Annotated in this window: 18 protein-coding genes and 1 tRNA gene; 11 read left to right on the forward strand and 8 right to left on the reverse strand. The window is 61.4% G+C overall.

Translation table 11 applies throughout. The features are described 5' to 3' along the window. Positions 1 to 136: 136 nt before the first annotated feature. Complete coding sequence (locus tag KW842_RS24800; protein ID WP_218306793.1) at positions 137 to 844, forward strand: hypothetical protein; 708 nt, start codon at positions 137 to 139, stop codon at positions 842 to 844. Between the two features lie 7 nt (positions 845 to 851). Next, positions 852 to 1,349, forward strand: coding sequence for a hypothetical protein (locus KW842_RS24805; protein WP_218306794.1), 498 nt, complete (start codon positions 852 to 854; stop codon positions 1,347 to 1,349). A 42-nt stretch (positions 1,350 to 1,391) separates the two neighbouring features. Here the strand turns inward: KW842_RS24805 and KW842_RS24810 are convergent, their stop codons facing one another. From KW842_RS24810 to KW842_RS24820, 3 genes are all read right to left on the reverse strand, one after another. Beyond that, the gene (locus tag KW842_RS24810) at positions 1,392 to 1,703 is read right to left on the reverse strand and encodes a cupin (RefSeq protein ID WP_218306795.1); all 312 of its coding nucleotides are present in this window, start codon (positions 1,701 to 1,703) and stop codon (positions 1,392 to 1,394) included. 154 nt (positions 1,704 to 1,857) lie between these two features. Further along, complete coding sequence (locus tag KW842_RS24815; RefSeq protein ID WP_218306796.1) at positions 1,858 to 4,614, reverse strand: TonB-dependent receptor; 2,757 nt, start codon at positions 4,612 to 4,614, stop codon at positions 1,858 to 1,860. A gap of 142 nt (positions 4,615 to 4,756) precedes the next feature. Further along, on the reverse strand, positions 4,757 to 5,863 hold the full coding sequence (locus KW842_RS24820; RefSeq protein WP_218306847.1) for an acyltransferase: 1,107 nt from the start codon (positions 5,861 to 5,863) through the stop codon (positions 4,757 to 4,759). Between the two features lie 164 nt (positions 5,864 to 6,027). On the opposite strand from KW842_RS24820, the gene KW842_RS24825 reads away from it, so the two are divergent. Beyond that, positions 6,028 to 6,103, forward strand: a tRNA-Lys gene (locus tag KW842_RS24825). A gap of 56 nt (positions 6,104 to 6,159) precedes the next feature. Here the strand turns inward: KW842_RS24825 and KW842_RS24830 are convergent. Then, entirely contained in the window at positions 6,160 to 8,142 is a 1,983-nt protein-coding gene (locus KW842_RS24830) for a helicase-related protein (RefSeq protein WP_218306797.1), read from the reverse strand. A gap of 111 nt (positions 8,143 to 8,253) precedes the next feature. Here KW842_RS24830 and KW842_RS24835 point away from each other — a divergent pair, with 111 nt between their 5' ends. After that, on the forward strand, positions 8,254 to 8,862 hold the full coding sequence (locus KW842_RS24835; RefSeq protein ID WP_218306848.1) for a YigZ family protein: 609 nt from the start codon (positions 8,254 to 8,256) through the stop codon (positions 8,860 to 8,862). Between the two features lie 17 nt (positions 8,863 to 8,879). On the opposite strand, the gene KW842_RS24840 is transcribed toward KW842_RS24835, so the two are convergent. Then, entirely contained in the window at positions 8,880 to 10,007 is a 1,128-nt protein-coding gene (locus KW842_RS24840) for a DUF418 domain-containing protein (RefSeq protein WP_373925234.1), read from the reverse strand. Positions 10,008 to 10,288: 281 nt separating this feature from the next. On the opposite strand from KW842_RS24840, the gene KW842_RS27730 reads away from it, so the two are divergent. After that, entirely contained in the window at positions 10,289 to 11,911 is a 1,623-nt protein-coding gene (locus tag KW842_RS27730) for a methyl-accepting chemotaxis protein (RefSeq protein WP_218306799.1), read from the forward strand. A 15-nt stretch (positions 11,912 to 11,926) separates the two neighbouring features. Here KW842_RS27730 and KW842_RS27635 read toward each other — a convergent pair whose 3' ends face one another. Continuing rightward, the gene (locus tag KW842_RS27635; RefSeq protein WP_218306800.1) at positions 11,927 to 13,465 is read right to left on the reverse strand and encodes a methyl-accepting chemotaxis protein; all 1,539 of its coding nucleotides are present in this window, start codon (positions 13,463 to 13,465) and stop codon (positions 11,927 to 11,929) included. 12 nt (positions 13,466 to 13,477) lie between these two features. Further along, a complete protein-coding gene (locus tag KW842_RS24855) occupies positions 13,478 to 14,263 on the reverse strand; it encodes a transporter (RefSeq protein ID WP_229223890.1) in 786 nt (261 codons plus the stop codon). A 197-nt stretch (positions 14,264 to 14,460) separates the two neighbouring features. Between KW842_RS24855 and KW842_RS24860 the strand changes: the two genes are divergently transcribed. Genes KW842_RS24860 through KW842_RS24885 form a run of 6 tightly spaced genes read left to right on the forward strand, consistent with a single transcriptional unit; the run spans position 14,461 to position 21,621 of the window. Then, on the forward strand, positions 14,461 to 15,708 hold the full coding sequence (locus tag KW842_RS24860) for an efflux RND transporter periplasmic adaptor subunit (protein ID WP_218306801.1): 1,248 nt from the start codon (positions 14,461 to 14,463) through the stop codon (positions 15,706 to 15,708). Between the two features lie 11 nt (positions 15,709 to 15,719). Further along, positions 15,720 to 16,382, forward strand: coding sequence for an ABC transporter ATP-binding protein (locus KW842_RS24865; protein ID WP_218306802.1), 663 nt, complete (start codon positions 15,720 to 15,722; stop codon positions 16,380 to 16,382). Positions 16,383 to 16,391: 9 nt separating this feature from the next. Continuing rightward, positions 16,392 to 17,630, forward strand: a complete 1,239-nt coding sequence (locus KW842_RS24870; RefSeq protein ID WP_218306803.1) for an ABC transporter permease — start codon at positions 16,392 to 16,394, stop codon at positions 17,628 to 17,630. Then, positions 17,630 to 18,826, forward strand: coding sequence for an ABC transporter permease (locus KW842_RS24875; protein WP_218306804.1), 1,197 nt, complete (start codon positions 17,630 to 17,632; stop codon positions 18,824 to 18,826). The genes KW842_RS24870 and KW842_RS24875 overlap by 1 nt, the downstream gene beginning before the upstream one ends. Next, entirely contained in the window at positions 18,827 to 20,293 is a 1,467-nt protein-coding gene (locus tag KW842_RS24880) for a sigma-54 dependent transcriptional regulator (RefSeq protein WP_229223891.1), read from the forward strand. Next, positions 20,290 to 21,621, forward strand: a complete 1,332-nt coding sequence (locus KW842_RS24885; protein WP_218306805.1) for a PAS domain-containing sensor histidine kinase — start codon at positions 20,290 to 20,292, stop codon at positions 21,619 to 21,621. Before KW842_RS24880 ends, KW842_RS24885 begins: the two co-directional genes overlap by 4 nt. Here KW842_RS24885 and KW842_RS24890 read toward each other — a convergent pair. Then, positions 21,618 to 23,357, reverse strand: a complete 1,740-nt coding sequence (locus tag KW842_RS24890; protein WP_229223892.1) for a methyl-accepting chemotaxis protein — start codon at positions 23,355 to 23,357, stop codon at positions 21,618 to 21,620. The genes KW842_RS24885 and KW842_RS24890 overlap by 4 nt on opposite strands. Positions 23,358 to 23,546 lie beyond the last annotated feature (189 nt).

A 23,546-nucleotide genomic window follows, 5' to 3' on the forward strand; every position in this document is an offset into this window, starting at 1 on the left:
CCAGGCCGCCGTGCTCGCTTTAGCCAGAGCCACGGATTCGAACTCCGTGCTCCTCAACGCCTCGCATTATTGCGCAGCCGCAAGTCGCGACATTTCCACACCCAATAAGCTAAGGGACACGTATTTGGAGAGGGTTATGGGACAGAGCAAAGCTAGCGATGAACAATCTCTTTTTGAGAGCACAATGAAGTCACTTGAAAGCCAGGTAAGCAATGTGGGAGCTCATCTCACTATCGACACGCAGGCACGCTTGCTATACGTTCAAGAGATCAAACGAATGTCAGACCGATTGCGAGCCAATGCAAGTGCTGGAAGAATCACCTGGTCCGCCGCAGCCTGTGAAGCGCAAGAAACCCGCAACCTCATCATGGGCATAGTGCGCGCACGGAGCACACCGGTAGGACGATCATTCGCGGAAAAGCTGAAACGCAAAGGCTATTCGTTGAACCAACTGATCGCGAAAAAGACGATTGAATTACACGGTGAAAACGCTATTTTCTCCCGCCTATCGAACACAAAGCAGAACGTCATTTATGCAAACATAGTCACATCTGCCGGCAAGTCCAATCCTCAAGTTACTCGGGCAATGGCAGGCCTTTCGTATGCGGGACGTGGGGTGCTTTTCCTAGCGCTGGCTCTCTCGGCTTATCACATTGCCACGTCGACAAACAAAGCAGCCACACTTAGGAAAGAGCTTGTTGTCAACGGCGCCAGCGTTGCAGGCGGCATTGCAGGCGGTGCATTGGCGGGCCTGGCATGCGGCCCGGCGGCGCCAGTTTGCGTCACGGTCGGAGCGTTCGCGGGAGGTGCATTTGCCGCGTTTGGAGCCAGCTACAGCTGGTAGAGAAACGATGAAATTACTACATACACCGGCGTATTCGATACGCGTCATCACACTGTCGGACGCTGATACGGTACCCCTGTGTGAAATCATCATGGCCGGAAAAGCGACCGGCGTGATCCTCCAGGGTGCGGTGTTCGAGGCTGCTCTCAAGTGGCACGACTACACCTTGCTCTTTCTCACCAACGATGTGCCTTTTGAAGACACACTGAACATCTACCTACTCGACCGGGACCTGAATGTCGCAGACTACGCGCGCATGTACTTTATGTACGCAACAGGTATCTTTTCCGATCTGGACCTCACCGAGGCGGATACTGTCCGTTTTAATTTCCTAGGAGAGAAGCGCTGGATTCTTAAGTTGTTTTCACAGAAAAGATTTTTTGTCCCAGTGGCTTCGAGCGCTTTAGAAGTGCATCGTCCATTTACATTCTTCCGCAGATTTCAGCTATCTGCACAAGCATTGCCCAGCCAAGATCGAGAATCCGACAAGAGCAGCCAAGGCTGATGTACTCGAGCACCGGCTACGCCTCATGATTCTCTAAAGGTCTCAAACGCTGCCCGCACGCTCGACCACGAGAATGCGGGCCTCGCCACGCGGATGAGCGCAGTGGGCGTCGCCATCGCCAGCAAAGAACAGATCGCCTGCGCATAGTGTGACGATCTGTTCGACGCCATCCTGGCGATAGTGCATGTCCACCTCGCCATCCATCACCGCGAAGACTTCCTCGCCATCGTTGACGTGCCACTTGTATGGCTGATCGGTCCAGTGCAATCGCACCGTCGCATCGGGAATGGCGGCCACCAGCTCGGCGCCCCAGGCGCGCGACGCGACAAACTCTTTGCTACGGATGATTTTCATGTTGGGGCGGAATGTTAGCTATGGCCATCGATAATGGCACGGCAGCCGCCACAGGCCATGACATTCATGGTTGAATATCTGCCAGCTCTCTTCGATTCCGCCTCATCCAGATAAGAACGCCAGCTCCGCAACCGCAAGCTGGCGTTCTCTACGCTTAGAACGCCGCGCGTAGGCCCACATTCACGCGACGGCCAACATCCTCCAGCGTCAGGAACTGCGTTTCGTTCAGCGCATACTCACGCGTGCGTGCATTGCTCAGGTTGATCGCGTCGAGATACAGCGCCAGCTTCGGCGTGATGTTGTAGCGCAGGCTGGCGTCGGTCTGGCCGTAGGCCGCGCGGTTGCGTGGCTGGGTGCTGCCGCCGCCGCAATCGACCGAGAAGTGATTACGCCAGTTGTAGCTCACACGCGCCTGGAAGTTGCTGTTCTCATAGAACAGCGAGGCGTTGTACGACTGTGGCGACAAACCTGGATAACCGCAGTTCGGCGTGCCGCTGTCGACTTCGCGGGTGGCGGTGGCGTCCACGTAGGTGTAGTTGGCGGTCGCGCCGAAGCCGCGCAGCCAAGGCACCACGGTATCGAAGGCGTACTGGCCGGCGATCTCCACGCCCTTAATCTTGCCTTTCTGACCGTTGCGCACGCGGGTGTCATGCACCACCTCGCCCGGATACTGCGGCAACGAAATATCGACCAGGCGCGTCTCCAGGAAGTCGCTGACGTTTTTCTGGAACACGGCGGCGCTGACGTAGTTGGTTTTGGACAGATACCATTCCCACGACAAGTCGTAGTTGTTCGACTTCATCGGCTTCAGGTTGGGATTGCCGCCGCCGGTCTGCACGTCGCCATAACGGCCGCCATAGGAGTTGGTCACGCCCAGTTGATTCAGCGTCGGACGGGTTTCCGTTTTCGACGCCGCCAGGCGCAGCAGCATATCGCGCGACAGGTCGAACTTGATATTGGCCGACGGCAGCACGCTGTTGTAGCTGTTATCCATCTTGAGCGTGCTCATCGGGCCATAGTTCAGGATGTACGTCGTGTCGTTCGGGCTCTTGGTGGCCGACAGCAGCACGCGGCTGGTGCCCGACGATTCCGACTGCACATGCACCAGGCGCACGCCGGCGTTGGCCGACCAGCGCTCGCCTTCCCATTTGCTGTCGAGGAAGATGCTGCTGACCTTCTCCTTCACCGCCCAGGTCGATGGCTTGGTGTAGTCAATCGCCATCGGGCCGTTCGGGTACAGCGTGGTGTTCATGTACAGCGCCGGATCATTCGACTGGGTCAGGATCGAGCGCTGGTTCAGATAGTTCATGTACTCATAGGGATTGAAGCGCAGATAAGCGCTTGGCACCGTGGCGCCGCCGCCGACAAAGTTCTCCAGCGGCGTCACCGTGAACAGCGACGATGGCAGCGCCACATGGTAGCCACTGTAGGTATTCCACGAATCACTGCTCCACGAAGTGCGGCCGACCTCGCGCTGCGAGTAGCTTAGACCGGTATCAATGCCCTTGAAGTAGCCGATATCGTGGCCCCAGTTCAGGGCCAACCGGCCTTCGGACAATTTATCGGTATTCTGCACATCGCCATTCGAGACAGCGTGCGCGCGCACTGCGCTCGGGTCGGCGATGCCGTCGCCAAACACGATCGATGGCGAGCCGTTAAAGCTCAGCAGGTCGCCATTTTTCGGCACCATGCCGGCCACCACCCACATATCCGGCGAACCGGAGGACGTGCGCGAGGTATTCACGTCGCCCTCCAGCTTCCATTCCGGCGCCAGCGCCCATTTCGAATTCAGGCCGAAGGCGCGCGTGATCGATTTGCGGTCGCCGCCCTTGACGATCATGTCATTGGAATTGACCTCGCCCAGCAAATTGCCGCTACCGGACAGCGCCGGGTTATTCGCGTAGAAAATCGAACCCGGACGCTGCAGGCTGGTGATCTGGTTGCCACTGATCTGCGCGCCCAGCACCTGCGGATTAATCCAGTCGCTGACGGCGATCACATCGTTACGCTGGTCCAGGTGCGAATACAGCGCGTCTGCCGTCAGCTTCCAGGTCGGCGACGGGTTGTACTGCACCGTCAGATTGCCCACCAAACGCTTGCGGCTCTCGTCCTCCTGCTGGAAGCCGTAGCTTTGCGGGATGTAGAGCTTGCGGGTGGTGACGTTGGCCATGGTCAGGCCCTTGGAATTCAGGTCGCCATTGATGACCGATACGTCGCGGTAATTCCACGCATCGGTGATCGCCTTGTTCTGCTTGGACGCGCGGTCGGTGTACGACAGCGAGGCGTTGACGCCGAAGTTGCGTTCCTCGTTGGCAAACGAGTACATGCCGCTGATGTTGGGCGTTTTCTTTTCCGAGTTGTTGTCGTACGAGCCGGAGGCGTTGATCACCGTGCTGTGCCCGGTCTTGCCGGACAGCGGACGCGCGGTCTGGATATCCACCGTCGAACCGATGCCGCCTTCTGGCAGGAACGGTTGCGAGGTCTTGTACACCAGCGCCTTGGAAATCAGATCCGACGACAGCAGGTCGAACGAGAATTCGCGGCCGCCGGTGTCGCTGGTCATGGTGCGGCCATTGACCAGCACGTTGTTGAACTCCGGCCCCAGGCCGCGCACCGAGATATAGCGGCCTTCACCGCCGTTGCGCTGGATCTGCACGCCGGTCACGCGTTGCAGCGATTCGGCGATATTGGTGTCGGGGAATTTACCGGCGTCTTCGGCGGACACCGCGTCCACCACGCCATCCTGCATGCGCTTGGTGTTCAGCGACGAACTCAGCGAGGCGCGGATGCCGCTGACCACGACGGTGGGACCGGCATCGGCGGTTTCAGCGGTGGTTTGGGCTTGGGCGCCGACGCTGATCAACAGGTCGGCAATCAGTACTGCGAGCGCAGTCTTGCGAGGTATAGCCATGATGTAGTCTCCGGTTTTGTAATTTCTTTTTGATGACATCGTTTGCAACCGATTTCGATCTTACGCCCGGTCTAACCATGCCAATCTATTATTTCTTTACAAAAAGCCATTCCAAAATGGTATAACTACGCAGCTCTCCTTGTTAGCGCGGCAACGAGCGTGGCATATGGACATCACGCACAACGAGCCGTTCTGCAACAAAATGCATCAGCCGGCTCAGCGGTGATTCCACCCAGCGATGGAAAGCCGCGCCGGCGGCCAGACTGCCACTCCAGGCCAGCAGCATGCCCAGTGCCTGCCACTCCGGCTCAGCGGGTGCGAAGCGCGTGAAGGCCGCGTTGACCAGCAAACACACCGGGAAGTGAATCAGAAACACCGAATAAGAAATCTTACCCAGGCCGTTGACGACGGCCCAGGCGTAGCCTTCGGCTGCGTGGCGGTGGCGGCCCCACAGGAACAGCACGCAGGCAACCACGGCCGCCAGCGCGATACGGCTGCGGAATTCCAGCAACAGCCCAACCACGGCCGGCAACAAGGCCATCAGCATCAACACCACTGCGATGCCCGGCTTGCGGCGCGGATCGCTGGCCCACCAGGCCATCACCCCCAGGCCGTAGCTACCGAAGAAATATGCTGCCCAGTTGTCCCAATCGGCGTCGAGATTGAAATGCAGCAGCGACAGCGTGATGCAGGTTGCCGCCACCAGCGGCATCAGCCATGCCTGCTGGCGATTGCCGGACACGCGGCCAACCAGCCACAACATGCAAACCATCAGCGCATACAGCTGGAAATCAATCGCGACATACCAGGCGCCAGCCGACAGCGACTCATAGCCCAGCACACCATGCAGCAGCAGCGCGTGCGCGCTCAGCTGGCTGAACGTGGCTGGTGCGGAAATCGAATCATGCGACATCCATTGCGCCGCCCAGACAGAAGCGCCAGCGGCAGCCAGCGTAGCGGCAAGAAATGGCGGCGCCAGCTTGGCATAGCGGCGCCAGATAGCGCGCAACGGCGCGGCGCAACCGGCGTGGCCGGAAGGCGCAAGCGATTTGGCGGCCAGAAAGCCGCCAATGACGAGGAAGACTTGCACAGCAATGCGTGCGCTACCGGCGAGCCAGTCGAACAGCGCCGGGTAAATCACCCGCGCGTGATCCGACATCGGGCCGTAGAACGCCAGATGGTGCAAAACGATCAGCTGCGCCGCACCTGCCTTCAACAAATTAATCAAACCAAACTGCGCGGGAAGCATTTTCGGGGCGCCCGCCACAGTTCCTGCAACTACTTTCATCCCTAATCCTTTTAACAGCAGGGCGATATGATAGCTGAGTTGCTTGATTAGCGGCGCACGTAATAGCGTTCTACCTCAATTGATGCTTGAATTTTCGAGAGCCTGCCAGTACAATTCTGGCCCTTGGGTCGTTAGCTCAGCTGGTAGAGCAGCGGACTTTTAATCCGTTGGTCGCAGGTTCGAATCCCGCACGGCCTACCAAGATTCAACGAAAACGCCAACCTTCACCGGTTGGCGTTTTTGTTTTAGGTCCGCACTCAGCGGCGGAACTTGCGCGGCTGGCGTTTGCGCGCGGCCGAGTTCTGGTCTTGCAGGATCGCGTCGACACGCTCCGACGCTTCACGCGACAATCGCTGCGCCAGTTCGGTGTCCGGGAAGTATTCCGGTTGACGATACGCCAGCCATGCATAGGCCGAGTACAGCCGGCACGCATCTTCCACCTCTTGCAGATTCATATAATGCAGCGGCCGGTCATTGCCCTTCAGCTGCGTGACATTTTTGTGCGCCAGCGATTTCGCCCAGCTTTCCCACGCATGCTGCAACGATGGCACTTTCGACGAGATCGGCACCAGCGACAGCGCGAATTTCTCCGCCACCGTCAATTCCAGCGTATCCAGCCATGCGGCGCGCTCGAACTGGTCTTCGGTGATGCGCGGATAGAAGAAACCATCCGGCACATCGATGTTGTGCACGAAGCGCTTCAGCAGCTTGGCCAGCGCATGCTCGTGCGTGACCGATGCGATACGATGCAGATGCTCCAGCGTCGGCGCCACCGCAAAGCCGGTGGTCTTGATCGGCACCGGCTTCTCGCGCAGCAGCGAACGCATCACATTGTGCGTCTCGTTATCGTAGCCGGCCACCAGGCCTTCCTCGTGCACCCCAAAGCGCCCTGCCCGGCCAGCGATCTGGCGCGCCAGCGCGGCTGGAATCTCTTCCTCTTCATAGCCGTTGTACTTGACGGTGGTGGTCATCACCACCCGCGCGATCGGCATGTTGAGGCCCATCGCGATGGCGTCCGTGCCAACCACCACATCAGCCGAACCTTCGCGGAAACGCTGCGCCTGCGCGCGCCGCACTTCCGGCGAGAGGTTGCCGTACACAGTCGCTACTGACAGGCCCATCTCGGTCACCATGTCGCGCCACATCAGCACCTCGCGGCGCGAGAAGCAGATGACCGCATCGCCGCGCCGCAGATTGCTCAGCTTGCGCACGGCGGCCGGCTCCACCGACAGCGGCCCCTTGCGCTTGAGGATGTGCACTTCCAGCTCGCACTCCAGCCGCGCCGCCAACACCTCAATGGCACGCCGCGCTTCCGGCGCGCCGACCAGATAGACGATATGCGCCGGCGCGCCGCAGACGGCGGCAGTCCAGGCGGCGCCGCGGTCGCGGTCCGACAGCATCTGGATCTCGTCAATCACCGCCACATCGACCGGGGTGTGCGTATCCAGCATCTCCACCGTGCTGGCGACATGGGTGGCGCCCGGCACCAGCCGGCGCTCCTCGCCCGTCACCAGGCTGACTTTCAGTGGCTTGCCATGCTGTTGCATTTCCTGCAAACGTTCATAGTTCTCCAGCGCCAGCAAACGCAGCGGCGCCAGGTAGACGCCGCTTGGCGCCTTGGCCAAGGCCTCGATCGCCTGGTGGGTCTTGCCGGAGTTGGTCGGTCCCAGCACCGCGATGAATTTACGCTTCATACGCCGCGCCACCTCGAACGAGGCCGGATATTCGGCCAGATTGATGCTCTGGCGGGTACGCTCGGCGTGCTGCTCCTCCATATCCCGTTCGACCGCGTGCTCCAGCCGCATGCGGATGCGGTCGAACACGATGCCGGCCGGCTCGGACACTTGCATATCGCTCAAGGCGTGCAGGAAAGTGTCGGCGTCCATATCGCAGTCATCGCAGGCGTCAGTCAGTTCCTCGACGAAAGCGGCGACGTAGCCGTGCAGCTCGGCCACCACCGCCTCGCTGGCGCGCTCGCGCAGCAGCGCCGAGCGGGCATCAATATCCATTTTGCGCCATTTGGACGCCTTGGCCATCACACCTTGTGCGGGCACCAGATCGTAAGCCACCCGGCGACGGCCGTACTCGACCTCGCCGGTCACGCGCAGGAACACCCTGCCCTCGGCCTTGGCCAGGATGATGCCGCGTTCGGCCAGGCCCAGTTGCCGCATCAGGTCGTCGTCATCTCCCTGGTCGCCATCGGCAGCGGAAATATGAGGGGCGGGAGAGGATGGGGTCATGGCGTATCAGGTGGGATGAACTCGGCCCAGATTATACCGCCCGCCTCGGCCGCATGGCGTCCTCGCCTGATTTCTGGCACCATACGCCGCTTCACCGCAATCGATCTCCCCATGCCACAAACTATAAACTCGGCTGTTCACCATGAATTGCTGATTAAAAAAAGCCGCTTTATTGCCTGCGTCCAGCCAATGCCGGATCGCGCCAGCGCGCAGAAAGTCGTGGCGGAATTATGGGAACAACATCCAGGCGCTGCCCACGTATGCTGGGCGTTATTAGCCGGCGGCCAATCCGCTGCTGTTGATGATGGCGAACCAAGCGGCACCGCCGGCCGTCCTATGCTCGATGTATTACGCCATCAGGATCTGGAAGGCGTATTGGCCACGGTCGTGCGTTATTTCGGCGGGGTTAAACTGGGTGCAGGTGGACTGGTGCGCGCTTATACCGACAGCGTAGCACAGGCATTATTAAAGGCCGAGAAAATCGCCATTATCAAACAGCGCCAGCTCATTTGCAGCGCGCCTTATGCGATGGAAGGTTTACTGCGCCGGGAAATAGAATTAGCCGGCGCTACCCTCGATAATGTCCAGCATGCTGATGAGGTGTTATTTACATTCAGCCTGCCGGATAGCGCGGCCGACGACTTAGTTATTCGGCTAAATGAATCCGGCCATGGCCGCATCGCCTGGATCACACCAGACGATACGACCGGCACAGACTGATTTTTGGTGTATCCGCGCTAAGTTTTGGCACGACTGCCGCCCCAGGTCAGCCTATGCCATACGGTTTCAAGCGGTCCCTGGGCGTGCGATGCCAGCCACCACACGCTGAACTGCCGCTGCAACACAGCCAGCATGATGCCGATCACCAGCGCAAAACTGGCGCCGGTATATTGGTACATGCCCAGCCCGAAGCCATAATAAATCGACGTACCGATAATCGACTGCACCACATAACTGGTCAAACTCATACGCCCCAGCGGCGAGAATATCGCCAGCCAGCGACGCGAATAAAACATCTCGACAAACACCGCCACCAATACCACCATCAGCGCCACGTTGGCCCATGAAGTAATAATCACCAGCAGCGGACGGCGTACCGCCTCACCGACACCCCAGCTTTCCGGCCAGGTCTTCAATATATACAGGGGAATAAATACGAGGATGGCGAATATCAACGCCTTGCGCCAGAATAAGGCATCCTTGAAAAATCCCTTGCGGCCGGCCAGCATCCCCAGCATGAATAAAGCGGGAATCTGGAATATGCGGCCATTTTCCCAGCTCCAGCGAATAACCCCGACTTTGCCGTTGCTCAGATTGCCAGCCCACACCTGCAAAGCTGAACCATGGGCAAAATAATCATTCGCCCGGCCAAAATAAGCCCAGGAAGCGGGATTAGGCAGTTTCTCATCGGGATTTGGCAACGCCTGAATAACTTCCAGCCAGGCATATGGCTGCGCCAATAACACCAGCGCAATCGCCAGCACCCAGCGATTACTTAACCGCGCCACCGGTATCAGCGTCAATCCCAGTACCGCGTAAATACTCAGGATATCGCCGTGATAAAACATGGAATTGATCAGCCCAAACGCCAGCAGCCACATCAATCGCCAGGCGAAACGGGCGCGAAAATCCTCGCCCCGTTCGGCGCGGTTTTGATATTGGATGTAGAACGTCATGCCAAACAGCAAGGCAAAAATCGCGTAGGACTTACCGCCGAACAAGAAAAACAGGGTGTCCCAGATCACCTTATCGACCACTTTGAGCCAGGCCGGCAGCCCCTGCGGCGAGAAATAAAAGTCGAAATGCTCGATGTTATGCAGCAGCATGATCGACACGATGGCAAAGCCGCGCAGCGCGTCAATCACGTCCAGCCGCGAATGTTGAGTTGTTATGGTCATGCGTCTCCACTCCTTTATGAATAGAATGCCAAGTTTATCTGGAATTCATCAGCGCCAATATTAATGTGGCTGAATGTCTGCAACTTTCATCACCTTAGTTGCCATAGGGGAATTATGTGTGTATATTGGTGACTATTCACTGCATTTCTGATCGCCTAATTCTTGCGATCGCCTCTCTTTCTCCGGCCTTATTCCCGCCAACGTTCCCCACGGAACGCGAGTGACTTTCTCGATTACGGAATATCATCATGGACATCAAGAACCTCAAAGTTGGCACCCGGCTGGGGCTGGGTTTCGGCGTGGTACTTCTTCTGCTGGCGATCACCATCGGCCTGAGCATCTACAGCCAGGGCGAGCTGGCCGACAACACGGACGACATCGTCACAGAAACCTATCCCAAAGTGCTGCAGGCGCAGCTGATCATGAATCACAACAACAAGATCGCACGCGCCCTGCGCAATGCGCTGCTGATCCATGATGAAACCAAGGCCGCCAAGGAAATGTCGGTGGTGATGGAGCGGCGCAAGGAAATCGACGTTGAGATGAAAAAACTCGACCAGATGGTCAAATCGGGCAAAGGCCGCGACCTGTTTGAGGCGATGGCCACCACCCGCAAACCGTATGAAGCCTCGCTGGACGAAGTGATGCGCCTGCGCCGCGCCAACGATGTGGATGGCGCGGTCGGCGAAATGCTCGGCAAGATGCGCGGCCTGCAACTGGCGAATATGGACGCCATCGACGCGCTGATCGCGCACCAGAGCGCCAGCATGGAACGCGCCCGCGCCAGCGCGGAAGAAACCTTTAAGGACTCGCGCAATCTGTCGATTGGGCTGGGCCTGCTGTCGCTGGCTATCGGCGCGGCCATGGCGTGGGGGATCACCCGCCAGCTGCTGCACCAGCTGGGCGGCGAGCCAGCCGATGTGACCGTCATTGCGGGCAAGATTGCCGATGGCGACCTGGCGGTGCCGATCGCCCTGCGTGAAGGCGACCAGCGCAGTCTGCTGTTTGCGATCCAGGGCATGCGTGACAGCCTGGCGGACATCGTCGGCCAGGTACGCAGCGGCGCCGACAGCATCGTCACAGCAGCGACTGAAATCGCCAGCGGCAATATGGATTTGTCCTCGCGTACAGAGCAGCAGGCGGGCTCGCTGGAAGAAACCGCGTCGTCGATGGAAGAGCTGACCGCCACCGTCAAGCAAAACACCGAAAATGCGCGCCAGGCGAATATGCTGGCAAAGAGTGCGTCGGACATCGCCCAGCAAGGTGGCGAAGTGGTATCGGACGTGGTCAAGACCATGGATGCGATCAACGAATCGGCGCGGAAAATTGTCGACATCATCAGCGTCATCGACGGCATCGCCTTCCAGACCAACATCCTGGCCCTGAACGCGGCGGTAGAAGCTGCACGCGCCGGCGAACAAGGCCGTGGCTTCGCGGTAGTGGCGTCGGAAGTACGCACGCTGGCGCAGCGTTCGGCATCGGCCGCCAAGGAAATCAAAGTACTGATCGACGACTCGGTCAGCAAGGTTGGCGCCGGCACCGAACTGGTGGGCGAAGCTGGCGCAACGATGGAAAAAATCGTCGCCGCCGTGCAATCGGTGACCGCCATCATGGCCGAAATCAGCGTCGCCAACAACGAACAGGAAGCGGGCATCGAGCAGATCAACCACGCCATCGCCGAAATGGACACCGTGACGCAGCAGAATGCCGCGCTGGTGGAAGAAGCAGCTGCAGCGGCCGAAGCGCAGCAAGACCAGGCGCATCAGCTGGTGCAACTGGTGGGCGTATTCAAACTCAGCACCGACAGCAGCATCGCATCGGTGAGCCCACTCTCCCGGCCACAACCGCAACGCCTGGCCCTCGCCGCCTAAACTCCGGGATTGGGTTTAGAGGCGGAAGACTTTGACGGCTTCGGCCAGGCCGGCGGCTTGTTCTTGCAGGGCGGCAGCGGCAGCGGCGGCCTGTTCGACCAGCGCCGCATTTTGCTGGGTGGCGCTGTCGATGGCGCCGATGGCTTGGTTGACTTGGTCGATGCCGACTTCCTGCTCGCGGCTGGCGGAGGCGATTTCGGCCACGATGGCGGTCACGCGCTGGATGCTGCCGACGATTTCTTCCATCGTGCCGCCCGCCTGCGCCACCAGCGCGCTGCCTTCGCCGACCTGCACCGCCGATGCTTCGATCAATTGCCGCACTTCTTTGGCCGCCGCGTCCGAACGGTGCGCCAGGCCGCGCACTTCCGACGCGACCACCGCGAAGCCGCGTCCCTGCTCGCCGGCGCGTGCAGCCTCCACCGCCGCGTTCAAGGCCAGGATATTGGTCTGGAAGGCGATGCCTTCGATGACCGCGATGATGTCGACAATTTTCTGCGACGACGCGGTGATGCCGCCCATCGTGTCCACCACCTGCGCCATCACCTCGCCGCCACGCGTGGCCACCTCCGCCGCCGACGAGGCGAGCCGGTTGGCCTGGTCGGCGTTGCTGGAGTTCTGCCGCACCGCCGACGTCATTTGCTCCATCGACGATGCCGTCTCTTCCAGCGAACTGGCCTGCGACTCGGTGCGCGCCGACAAGTCCATATTCCCCACCGCGATTTCGCCGGAGGCCAGCGCAATCGCATCCGTGCCGCCGCGCACCCGGCTGACAATGCCGTGCAGGCTGCCATTCATGTCGCGCAAGGCGCGCTTGAGCTGCCCGGTTTCGGTCCGGTCGTCCTCGGCCAGCGTCACCCGCGACGACAGATCCCCCTGCGCCACGCGCGAGGCGAAGCCCACTGCGTCATCCAGCGGCAGCAGGATGGAGCGCGAAATCATCTGCCCCACCACCAGCGACACCAGCACCGCCAGCAGGCCGAAGCCGATGATCTGGATGCGCGACTGGCTCACCGCCGCGTCGCCCACATCGCGCGTATGCTCGGAATCTTTTTCGATCAGCTCGCTCAGCGCCGCCATGCTTTTCTCCAGCACGCGGAAGCTGTCCATAAACGCCGGGAACTTCGCCTGCGCCGCCGCCGGATTGGTCAGCGACAGCTCGACCATCTCTTCCGCGCTCTTCAGGTAGCGGTCAACATCAGGCCGCACCTGGTCCATCGCCCGCCGTACGTCGGCACTGGTGCTGGCGGCGTCCATTTCCTTGATCAGCTTGCGAAACAGCGCGATGTGCTCGGCGGTATCCTCACGCACTTCCTTCACTTCGGCCGGGTTACTTCCGCCCGCCGCCAGGCGCGCGGCCAGCACGTCGGCACGCAGGGCGTCGTGGGCCTGGTCGGCTTGCAGCTGGTCTTTCATGGCAGAGCTATTGGCGCTGATGCCGTCCATCGATTGGTCCAGCACGTAGACGGCGTAATATCCGACCACCCCGATCAGCGCCACAAACACCAGCGTGGTCAGGTTGATCAACAACAGGCGCTGCTTGATGGTCAGTCGCATGAAGCCTCCTGCTTAGAATTTGATGGATAAGCCTGCGGTCCAGCTCCAGTCCGGCGTGTTGCGGTTCAGCCCGCGCGACAATGCGGTATCGATCTGCACGGTGTCGGTCAGCAAATAGGCGGCGCCGATGTCGAAGGTGGTGACCGAGCCGCCATGCCGGCCGCGCGCAATCGCCGGCGCAGAGTATTCGATGAAGGTACGGAAGCGCTCATTCCACTCCTTGCCCAGCACGATGCCGAAGATGCCGCTGGTGTAGCGCCCGCCATTGTCGTCGCGCTGCCAGGCGATGCCGGGCATGACGCCCAGCGCCAGCTCGTCGCTCAACTCCCATTCCGCCGCCAGGCGCAGCGAGCCGCCTTTGCCGGCGGCGCGGAAAGCGCTGGAGCCGCTGTCGAGGTCGACATGGGCCAGCACGCCCATCGAGGGACGGGCGCCTTGCGCGTCCGCCACATGCCATTTGATGCCCAGCGCAAGGTCGGCATAGCCGTTGACGGTCTGCCGTCCGGCGATCGGGTCATCAACCACGCTGCGCATGCGCCCATCGGTTTCGATGCGCGCCTCCAGCGTGTCGCTGATGCCAAAGCGCAGCAGCGTCGGCGTGGAATAACTTCGTTCCCTGACCCCGTCAGCCTTGTTGCGGTCCAGCGCGAAGCTGGTCTCGATCTGGAAACGTCCCTTGCCAACCACATTGCTCGACTCGACGAAGTCCGGGCGATCGGTGACGATCTGGTCCGGCTCCTCTGCCGCGTGGGCCAGCGCAGGCAATGCCAGCAACGCAGCAATCATCTTGATATGCATGTCTCCTCCGCACGTAGTCAGCCACCCTATCACATTGCCTTAACCCAAGTGGTTGGAAATTTTCCACAGCGCAGGGCGCTGTCCGTTTCCGGACGATGCTGCGCGGAGACGGGCAACCGCAATCGCCGCACGTAGCACATAAGCCATTGATTTACAAGGATTTACTGAGGTGGCACGGGGATTGCAATAAGGAGGACATGGATACCGATATCAGCCCTCACCTCATTCGCCGACGCAAGCGCAACACCGTGCTGGCGGTCGCTGGCCTGCTGGCCACCATCAGCCTCGCCGCCTGGGGCCTCAACCGCGCCGTCGGCCCCAGCGTGGACGCCGGCAGCATCAATCTCGCCACGGTCCGCGTCGGCAACATCGCCAACAGCATCAATGCGTCGGGCATCGTCATTCCGGTGCATGAGGAGCTGGTTTCCAGCCCGATCCAGACCCGCGTGTCCAAGGTGCACGCCAAGCTGGGCCAGCAGGTGCAGGCCAACGAGCTGCTGCTGGAGCTGGACAACCGCAGCATCCTGCTGGCCAGCGACTCCCTCAAGGAGCAGCTGGCGCAGCAGGAGAACCGCATTCTCGCGCTAACGCTGGAACTGGACCAGAAGCGCAAGCAGCTGGCCAGCGCCATCGAGCTGCTGCAACTGGACCTGGAAGCCGCCCGCGTCAAGCTGGGCCGCTATCAGACCTTGCGCAAGGCCGGCGGCGTGTCGGCCGAGGATTTGCTGACGGCCGAGCTCAACGTCAAGCGCGCCGAAATCCAGCTGCGCCAGCACCACGAGCAGCAGGAAGACAACAAGCGCGTCACCAGCAGCAATATCGAAGGCGCGCGGCTGCAAAAGAGCATCCTGCAAAAGCAATTGCAGGAGCAGCAGCAGTTGCTGGCGCAGATGCAGGTGCGCGCACCATTCTCCGGCATGCTGACCTGGCTGCTGGCCGATGAAGGCGCCAGCGTCAGCACCGGCCAGCTGGTCGCCAAAGTCTCAGAGCTAAACAACTACAAGGTGGAAGCCTCGCTGTCCGACTTCCATGCGCGCGCCTTGAGCGCCGGCCAGCAGGTACTGGTGGAGCAAGGCAATATCAAACTGCGTGGCGAGGTGCAGACCGTGCTGCCGGAGATCCAGAACGGCACCGTCAAGCTGCTGGTCTCCTTGCAGGAGCCGCACCACAATATGCTGCGCAACAAGCTGCGCGTCGAAGTCAACGTGATCACCGAGCAGAAGCAGAATACGCTGCTGGCGGACGCCGGCCCGGCCTTCAACGGCCGCGGCCCGCAAGACATTTTCGTGGTACGCGATGGCCTGGCCCGCAAGACCACCATCAACATCGGCGCCAGCGATGGCAAATCGGTCGAAATCCTCTCCGGCGCGCGCGCCGGCGATCAACTCATCATTTCAGACACCAGCCGCTACAAGGACCGCGATAGCGTCCGCGTGGCCCAATAAAGGAGAATACTTTGATACGCCTGAACAAAGTCAGCAAAACCTACCAGACCGACAAGGTGGAAACCCTGGCGCTGAAGGATATCGACCTGCATGTCGCCAAGTCGGAATTCGTCAGTATCATGGGGCCCAGCGGCTGCGGCAAGAGCACGCTGCTGAACCTGATCGGCCTGCTCGATGAACCCGGCAGCGGTTCGATCGCTGTCGCCGGCACGCCGGTCGCATCGTACAAGGATAAATACGTGGCCAAGCTGCGCAACAGCACCTTCGGCTTCATCTTCCAAAGCTTCCACCTGATTAACGACCTGCGCGTGATCGACAATGTCGAGCTGCCGCTGCTGTATCGCGCGATGTCGGCCAAGAAGCGCCAGCGGCTGGCGCGCGAGGCGCTGGAAAAAGTCGGCCTGGGTGCGCGCATGGACCACTATCCGAACCAGCTGTCCGGCGGCCAGCAGCAGCGCGTCGCCATCGCCCGCGCCATCGTCGGCCAGCCGCAAGTGCTGCTGGCCGACGAACCCACCGGCAACCTGGACAGCAAAATGGGCCAGGAGGTGATGGAAATCCTGCTCAAGCTACACAGCGAAGGCACGACCATTGTCATGGTCACCCACAACGAGCAGGAGGCGCAACAGGCCACCCGCATCGTGCGCGTGTTCGACGGCCAGCTGGTCGCTTAAGGAGCCCGCATGTTACGCAATTACCTGCTGACCGCATGCAAGGTCTTCATGCGCCGCAAACTGTTCACCGCCATCAACCTGCTGTGCATCGTGCTGACGCTGGTGGTGCTGATGGTGATCACCGCACTGCTGCAAAACACCTTCTATCCGGCTGGCGTTGAGGGCAAGAGCGAGCGCTTCGTGCAGATGGTGATGGTGCAATCCACCAATGCTGAAAAGACGACCCAGCGCCGTGGCACGCTCGGCTACAAGCTGATCGAGCAATACCTGAAGCCACTGAAAAACGCCGAGCTGGTGTCGACCACCGGCCTGCCGCAATCGGTGTCGGTGTATCAGGAAGGCCGCGTCAGCGACCAGATGATGCGGCTGACCGATGCGGAGTACTGGAAGATCCTCGATTTCAACGTGGTTTCCGGTCGCGTCATCAACGCCGACGACGTAGCGCAAGGCCGCATGGTGGCAGTGCTGAATGAAACCACCGCGCGCAAGCTGTTCCCCGGCCTGCCCTACCTGGGCCAGAAGTTCAGCGCCAACGGCCAGACCTTCACCGTCATCGGCGTGGTGCAGGATGAGATGCACGTCAACGCCTACGCCGATATCTGGACGCCGATCAGCGCGCAGCCGTCAAGCGATTACAAGAACAATATCTTCGGCGGCTTTGGCGCCATCATCCTGGCGCGCAGCGCGGACGACTTGCCGGCCTTGAAGCAAGAGATCATAGCGGCGGCCAAGTCGGTGCAATATGAGGACCCGACCGTCTTCAATGAATTCCACTTCTGGGGCGACTCCAAGCTGGCGCTGTTCTCGCGCACGCTGCTGAGCAGTGAGGCTGAAGACGGCGACGCCGGCACGCTGCTGACCATCATCGTGGTGCTGATGCTGCTGTTCATGGCCCTGCCCGCGCTGAACCTGATCAACCTGAACGTCGGCCGCATCATGGAGCGCAGCAGCGAGATCGGCGTGCGCAAAGCTTTCGGCGCCACCAGCCGCCAGCTGGTCGCGCAACTGGTGCTGGAAAATGTGCTGCTGTGCCTGATCGGCGGCGCCATCGGCCTGGCCGGCGCGGCCGCCGTGCTGTGGTGGCTGGAAGGTTCCGGCCTGATTCCCTATCTGAAAGTGAGCCTCGACCTGGCCGTGTTCGGCTATGGCCTGCTGATTACGCTGGTGTTCGGCATCCTGTCGGGCGTCATTCCGGCCTGGAAGATGTCGCGGCTTGCGCCCGTCCACGCTTTGAAAGGAAATGCCTGATGTTGCGCCATCTGTTGAAACTGATCTGGAAACGCAAGTCCCGCAACATGATGCTGAGCCTGGAAATCATGCTGGCTTTCCTGGTGGTGTACGCCATCATCGCGTTCGGCCTGCGCTACTGGCAGCTGTACCAGCTGCCCACCGGCCATAGCTGGCAAAACCAATGGTCGGTGAATATCCGCGCCGCCAAGGACATTCCCAATGATCCCGCCGTCTTCGACAATCTGAAGCGCGGCCTGCAAGCGCTGCCGGAAGTCGAATCGGTCGCCTTCAGCTCCTTCGGTACCTACGAGCTGTCGCGCTGGACCGGCGACTACGGCCTGCCTGACGGCAGCCTCAAGCTGCATGTGGACGGCATGGGCGTCAGCGACGATTACTTTGCCACCATGGAGATGAAGATTCAGCAAGGCCGCTTCTTCTCGCGCATGGACGACAACGCCGACGCCGCACCGGTGGTGATCAACCGCCGCCTGGCCGACAAATGGTTCGCCGGTAAAAATCCGGTCGGCCAGCTATTCACCGAGCAGCTGCGCAGCAAGCGCGAAGGCCAGCGCTATCGCGTGGTCGGCGTGGTGGAGCAATTCCGCTCGCATGGCGAATTCATGGACCCGGTCTACTTCATGCTGCCGCGCTGGATACCCGGCGTCGGCAAGGAAGCCGCGCACACCATCATGCTGAAGCTGAAACCGGGCACGCCGCGCGTCTTTGAAGCCAAGCTGAACGCTCGCCTGAAGCAGATCCGCAGCGACTGGAACTACGTGATTACGCCACAGACCGAAGCGCGCGCGTCGATGCTGAAGATGCAGACCATACCGTTGATGATCTTGTCGGTGATCGCCTGCTTCCTGCTGGTGATGGTGGCGTTCGGCCTGTTCGGCGTGCTGTGGCAGAACACCACCCAGCGCATTCCGGAAATCGGCCTGCGCCGCGCGCTGGGCGCGGATGCGGGCGACATCTACCGCCAGATCATCTCCGAACAGTTCTTGCTCAGCACTGGCGCCATCCTGGTCGCACTGGTGCTGCTGGTGCAACTGCCGCTGACCGGCGTACTGGGCGACAGTCTGAACTGGCCGGTGTTTTTCGGCGCGGCCGCGCTTTCGGCCAGCGTGATCTATCTGTTATCCTTGCTCTGTTCGCTCTACCCCGGCTGGCATGCGGCGCGCCTGAGCCCGACGCAAGCGCTGCACTATGAATAAATGATGGAATCCACACGCAAGCAACGCATTTTAATTATCGACGACGACAGCGCGGTACAGGTGTCGCTGGCCCTGCTGCTGAAGCAGGCGGGCTATGACGCGCTGTGCGCCGACGGCCCGCAACAGGCGCTGGCGGTGCTGCACGGCGCCACCGCGCAGCCAGTCGACCTGGTGCTGCAGGATATGAACTTCTCGCTGCAAACCAGCGGCGAGGAAGGCTTGCAGCTGCTGGCCGATATCCGTGCCGCGCAGCCAGCGCTGCCGGTGCTGCTGATGACGGCCTGGGGCTCGATCGCGCTGGCGGTGCGCGGCATGCAGGCCGGCGCGGCCAACTTCTTCACCAAGCCTTGGGACAACACCCAGCTGGCCGAACTGATACGCAGCACGCTGGAGGCGGCCACGCCGGCGCCGGCCGGCAGCGCATCGCGCCAGGCGCTGGATGCGCAATTCGATTTCAGCGGCATCATCGGCGAGCATCCGCGCCTGCTGAAAGTGCTGACCACCATCGGCCAGGTGGCCAACACGCGCGCGCCGGTGCTGATCCTCGGCGAAAGCGGCTGCGGCAAGGAGCTGATCGCCGACGCCCTCCACCGCAACAGCCCGCGCGCAGGCAAAGCCATCGTCAAGATCAATATGGGCGCGATCACGCCATCGCTGTTTGAAAGCGAGATGTTCGGCCATGTGCGCGGCGCCTTTACCGACGCCAAGGCCGATCGCAAGGGCCATGTCGCCAGCGCGCACGAGGGCACGCTGTTCCTGGACGAGATCGGCGAACTGAATCGCTCCGACCAGGTCAAGCTGCTGCGCGTGCTGCAAGACCAGACCTACCAGCCGGTCGGCGCCAGCCGTACCGAACGCGCCGATGTGCGCGTGGTATCGGCCACCAACCGCGAACTGGCGGAACTGGTGGCTGGCGGCGAGTTCCGCGAGGACCTGTTCTACCGGCTGAACCTGATCACCATCCGCCTGCCGCCATTGCGCGAGCGGCGCAGCGACATTCCGCTGCTGGCGCGGCACATCCTGGCCGAAGTGGCGGCCAGCTATGGATTGCCGTCGCCAACCATCGCGCCGCAGGCGCTGGAATGGCTCAGCGCACAGCCGTGGCCGGGCAATATCCGCCAGTTGAAGCAGACACTGGAACGCACACTCCTGCTGGTTGGCCATAGCGAATTGCGCCAAGCCGATTTTGTCGCGGTCGAACAGCACGAGCATGGCGGCAGCAGCGCCGCTGGCGGCCTGCGCGGCGTCGATGGCATGACGCTGGAGCAGGTCGAGCGGCATATGATCGCGCACGCGCTGGAACAGCATCAGGGCAATATCTCGCGCGTGGCCAAGGCGCTTGGCCTGAGCCGCACCGCGCTGTACCGCCGCCTGGAACGGCACGGCCTCGGCAGTGCCCCTGAATCCACCGACGACGGCAATCTCGCCCACGCCGCCAGCATCACGCGTATGGGCAGCGGGCGATGAGCCTGCGGCGGCGGCTGTACGCCTATCTGATCGCATCGCACCTGCTGTTCCTGGCGATCACCGTGCTGCTGTTCCGCAGCCAGCCCTTGCTGATGCTGGGCCTGGAAGCGGCCGTGCTGTTCAGCCTGGCGCTGGGCGTGTACCTGATCCGCCGCGCGCTGGAACCGCTGGGCTACACGCGCCACTTCCACGACCTGCTGCAAGACCAGCACTACGCCGCCCGCCTGCAACACAGCAGCGACGCCGAACTGAACGAGCTGGTGCAGCTGTTCAACACCATGCTGAGCGCGCTCTACCAGGAGCGGCTGCAGATCGGCGAACAACAAGGCTTCCTCGACCGCCTGCTCGAAGCCACGCCCAGCGCCGTCATCGTGTTCGACTTCGACGGCCGCATCAGCCTGCTGAACGCCAGCGCGCAGGCGCTGCGCGGCCTGGGCAACGCCAAAGGCCTGCCGCTGAACGCATGCCTGCGCGAACCGGGCGGCCTGCTGGCGCAGCTGGACGCGCTGCCGCTGGGCGAATCACAACTGCTGACCGACGCCGACGGCCGCCGCTACCGGGGCCAGCGCGGCCAGTTCTACGATCGCGGCTTCGCCCGCCACTTCCTGCTGGTCGAAGAACTGACTGAAGAACTGGAAAGTTCGGAACGCACCACCTACGAAAAACTGATACGCGTACTGGCGCACGAGGTCAACAACACCGTCGCCGCCACCGGCTCGGTGCTGGATTCGCTGCTCTACTATCGCGGCCAATTGGCCGAGCGCGACAGCGAAGACTTCAGCACCGCCATCCTGGCCGTGCAGCGCCGCAACGCCAGCCTGGGCGAGTTCATCGAGCGCTTCACCCGCGTGGTCAAGATGCCTGCGCCGGAACTGCGTCCGGTGGCCGTACGCGACATGATGGACGACATCCTCTACCTGTACCGCGAACAATGCCGCAGCCGCGGTATCACGATTGCGTGGCAGCGCTGCGACCAGGCGCCCGCCATCGCCATGGACCGGCAACTGATGGAGCAGGCGCTGCTGAATGTAGTGAAAAACGCGATGGAGGCGGCCGAAACCGGCGCCGGCGCAGACAGGCGCATCGACTTTGTGCTGGCGCGCGAGGCGCAAGGCGTGCGGCTGTCCGTGATCGACAGCGGCAACCTGCTGGGCGACGTGCCGGCGCGCCAGCTGTTCACGCCCTTCTTCACCACCAAAAAAGGCGGCCAGGGCATCGGCCTGCTATTCGTGCGCGAAGTCCTGAACCGTCACGGCTTCCGCTATCAGCTGGCCGCCACCGGCAACGGCGCGACCAGCTTCGACATCTGGCTGAGCCGCCAGGATTAGAACTCTTCCCACTCGCCGTCACCGCCGGATGAGGTGGCCGAGGCGGGCCGTTGCGGCTTGGCAGCAGGTGCTGGCGCAGCCGGACGCGCCAGCGCGGGCCGGACCGGCTTGGCCAGCGGCGTCTTGCGTGCGGCCGGCGCAGCGCTACGCACCGGCGCCGCAGCGCCACTCATCCGCTGCACGCCATCCAGCTGGAACACGCTGACCACCCGCTCCAGATTGGCCGCCTGATTCTGCATCGCCTCCGCAGCGGCGGCAGCTTCCTCCACCAGCGCGGCGTTCTGCTGCGTCACCGTATCCATTTCACTGACCGCCTGGTTGATCTGCTCGATGCCGGCGCTTTGCTCATCGCCGGCGGTCGAGATATCGGCCATGATGGCGGTCACGCGCTGCACGCTGGCCACCACTTCACCCATGGTCTGGCCGGCCTGCTCGACCAGCTTGCTGCCGATCTCGACCTTTTCGACCGACGCGCCGATCAGCTCCTTGATTTCCTTGGCGGCAGTGGCCGAGCGCTGCGCCAGCGTGCGCACCTCGGACGCCACCACCGCAAAGCCGCGACCCTGCTCACCGGCGCGCGCCGCTTCCACGGCGGCGTTCAGCGCCAGGATGTTGGTCTGGAACGCAATCCCGTCGATCACCGAAATAATATCGACAATCTTGCGCGACGAATCGTTGATCGCGCTCATGGTGTCGACCACCTGCGCCACCACCGAACCGCCCTGCTGCGCCACTGCCGACGCCGACTGCGCCAGCTGGTTGGCCTGGCGCGCGTTGTCGTTATTGGCGCGCACGGCGCTGGTCAGTTCCTCCATCGACGACGCGGTTTCCTCCAGCGAGCTGGCCTGTTGCTCGGTGCGCGCCGACAAGTCCTGGTTGCCGCTGGCGATCTGGGTCGACGCCGAGGCGATGGTTTCGGTGCCGGTGCGCACCTCGGCCACAATCCGCGCCAGCGCGTCGCGCATCATCTTCATCGCGTGCAGCATGCTCTTGCTGTCGTTGCTGTCGGTGGACACCACCACCGTCAGGTCGCCGGCGGCGATGCGGCCGGCGATCTCGGCCGCGTAGTCCGGCTCGCCGCCCAGCTGGCGCAACAGGCCGCGTGCGATCATCATCGCCGCCGCCGCGCCCACTGCAATCGCCAGACCGCTCAGCACCAGCATCAGCACACGCGCGCGCTGATACGCGCTGGTGGCGTCGGCCGCGTCGGCCTCATTGGTGCTTTTCTGCAGCGCGGCGTACTCGTCCATGGCATCCTGCCAGCCTTGGGTGGCGGGACCGGCCTGCTTCATCAGCACCTCGGTGGCTTCGGCGTCCTGGTTGGCCAGCGCCAGCTCAAACACCCGGTCGTTGAATGGGCGCGCGGTCTTTTGCAATTCGACGATGCGCGCGCGGATATCGATGCCCTTGGCGGTGGCCGGCATGGTCGCCAGCTGGTCCAGCGCGGCGTTGTAGGAAGCACGCGCCTTGGCGACTTTTTCCATTTCCGCACGGATGGCCGGCTCTTGGTTCAGCAGCACCACCGAGCGCGAGACGCGCGCCACGATGTGCACCGACTCCGACATCTCATTGACCAGTTCGGTCTTCACCGCATTTTCGTTGACGATCCGTTCCAGCTTGGCATGGATCGTGCTCATATTGAATACACCAAGCATGGCGACCAGCAGCAACAAGAACAGCACCAGGCCAAAACCCAGGCTCAAGCGGGTACCCACCTTCATGTTTTTGATCGACATGCACTGTACTCCTTTGCAAAAAGTGATACATAAATTGTACGCTTACAACTTCGTGTAGTTGAATTAATTCACCGATTGGTAAAAAGTTACAACAGTCTATATATGAATTTCGCATAGTTATATAGCGAAATATTCTGAAATTCTTCTATAAGCGCATATAAAATGCGCGATCGGTAATAAATAAGTAGC

Source organism: Duganella sp. sic0402 (assembly GCF_019219065.1).
GTDB lineage: Bacteria > Pseudomonadota > Gammaproteobacteria > Burkholderiales > Burkholderiaceae_D > Rugamonas.

Coding starts and splice junctions, on each gene's coding strand:
- KW842_RS24800 (WP_218306793.1), top strand. CDS start 137: ATGGGACAGAGCAAAGCTAGCGATGAACAATCTCTTTTTGAGAGCACA.
- KW842_RS24805 (WP_218306794.1), top strand. CDS start 852: ATGAAATTACTACATACACCGGCGTATTCGATACGCGTCATCACACTG.
- KW842_RS24810 (WP_218306795.1), bottom strand. CDS start 1,703: ATGAAAATCATCCGTAGCAAAGAGTTTGTCGCGTCGCGCGCCTGGGGC.
- KW842_RS24815 (WP_218306796.1), bottom strand. CDS start 4,614: ATGGCTATACCTCGCAAGACTGCGCTCGCAGTACTGATTGCCGACCTG.
- KW842_RS24820 (WP_218306847.1), bottom strand. CDS start 5,863: ATGCTTCCCGCGCAGTTTGGTTTGATTAATTTGTTGAAGGCAGGTGCG.
- KW842_RS24830 (WP_218306797.1), bottom strand. CDS start 8,142: ATGACCCCATCCTCTCCCGCCCCTCATATTTCCGCTGCCGATGGCGAC.
- KW842_RS24835 (WP_218306848.1), top strand. CDS start 8,254: ATGCCACAAACTATAAACTCGGCTGTTCACCATGAATTGCTGATTAAA.
- KW842_RS27730 (WP_218306799.1), top strand. CDS start 10,289: ATGGACATCAAGAACCTCAAAGTTGGCACCCGGCTGGGGCTGGGTTTC.
- KW842_RS27635 (WP_218306800.1), bottom strand. CDS start 13,465: ATGCGACTGACCATCAAGCAGCGCCTGTTGTTGATCAACCTGACCACG.
- KW842_RS24855 (WP_229223890.1), bottom strand. CDS start 14,263: ATGCATATCAAGATGATTGCTGCGTTGCTGGCATTGCCTGCGCTGGCC.
- KW842_RS24860 (WP_218306801.1), top strand. CDS start 14,461: ATGGATACCGATATCAGCCCTCACCTCATTCGCCGACGCAAGCGCAAC.
- KW842_RS24870 (WP_218306803.1), top strand. CDS start 16,392: ATGTTACGCAATTACCTGCTGACCGCATGCAAGGTCTTCATGCGCCGC.
- KW842_RS24875 (WP_218306804.1), top strand. CDS start 17,630: ATGTTGCGCCATCTGTTGAAACTGATCTGGAAACGCAAGTCCCGCAAC.
- KW842_RS24880 (WP_229223891.1), top strand. CDS start 18,827: ATGATGGAATCCACACGCAAGCAACGCATTTTAATTATCGACGACGAC.
- KW842_RS24885 (WP_218306805.1), top strand. CDS start 20,290: ATGAGCCTGCGGCGGCGGCTGTACGCCTATCTGATCGCATCGCACCTG.
- KW842_RS24890 (WP_229223892.1), bottom strand. CDS start 23,357: ATGTCGATCAAAAACATGAAGGTGGGTACCCGCTTGAGCCTGGGTTTT.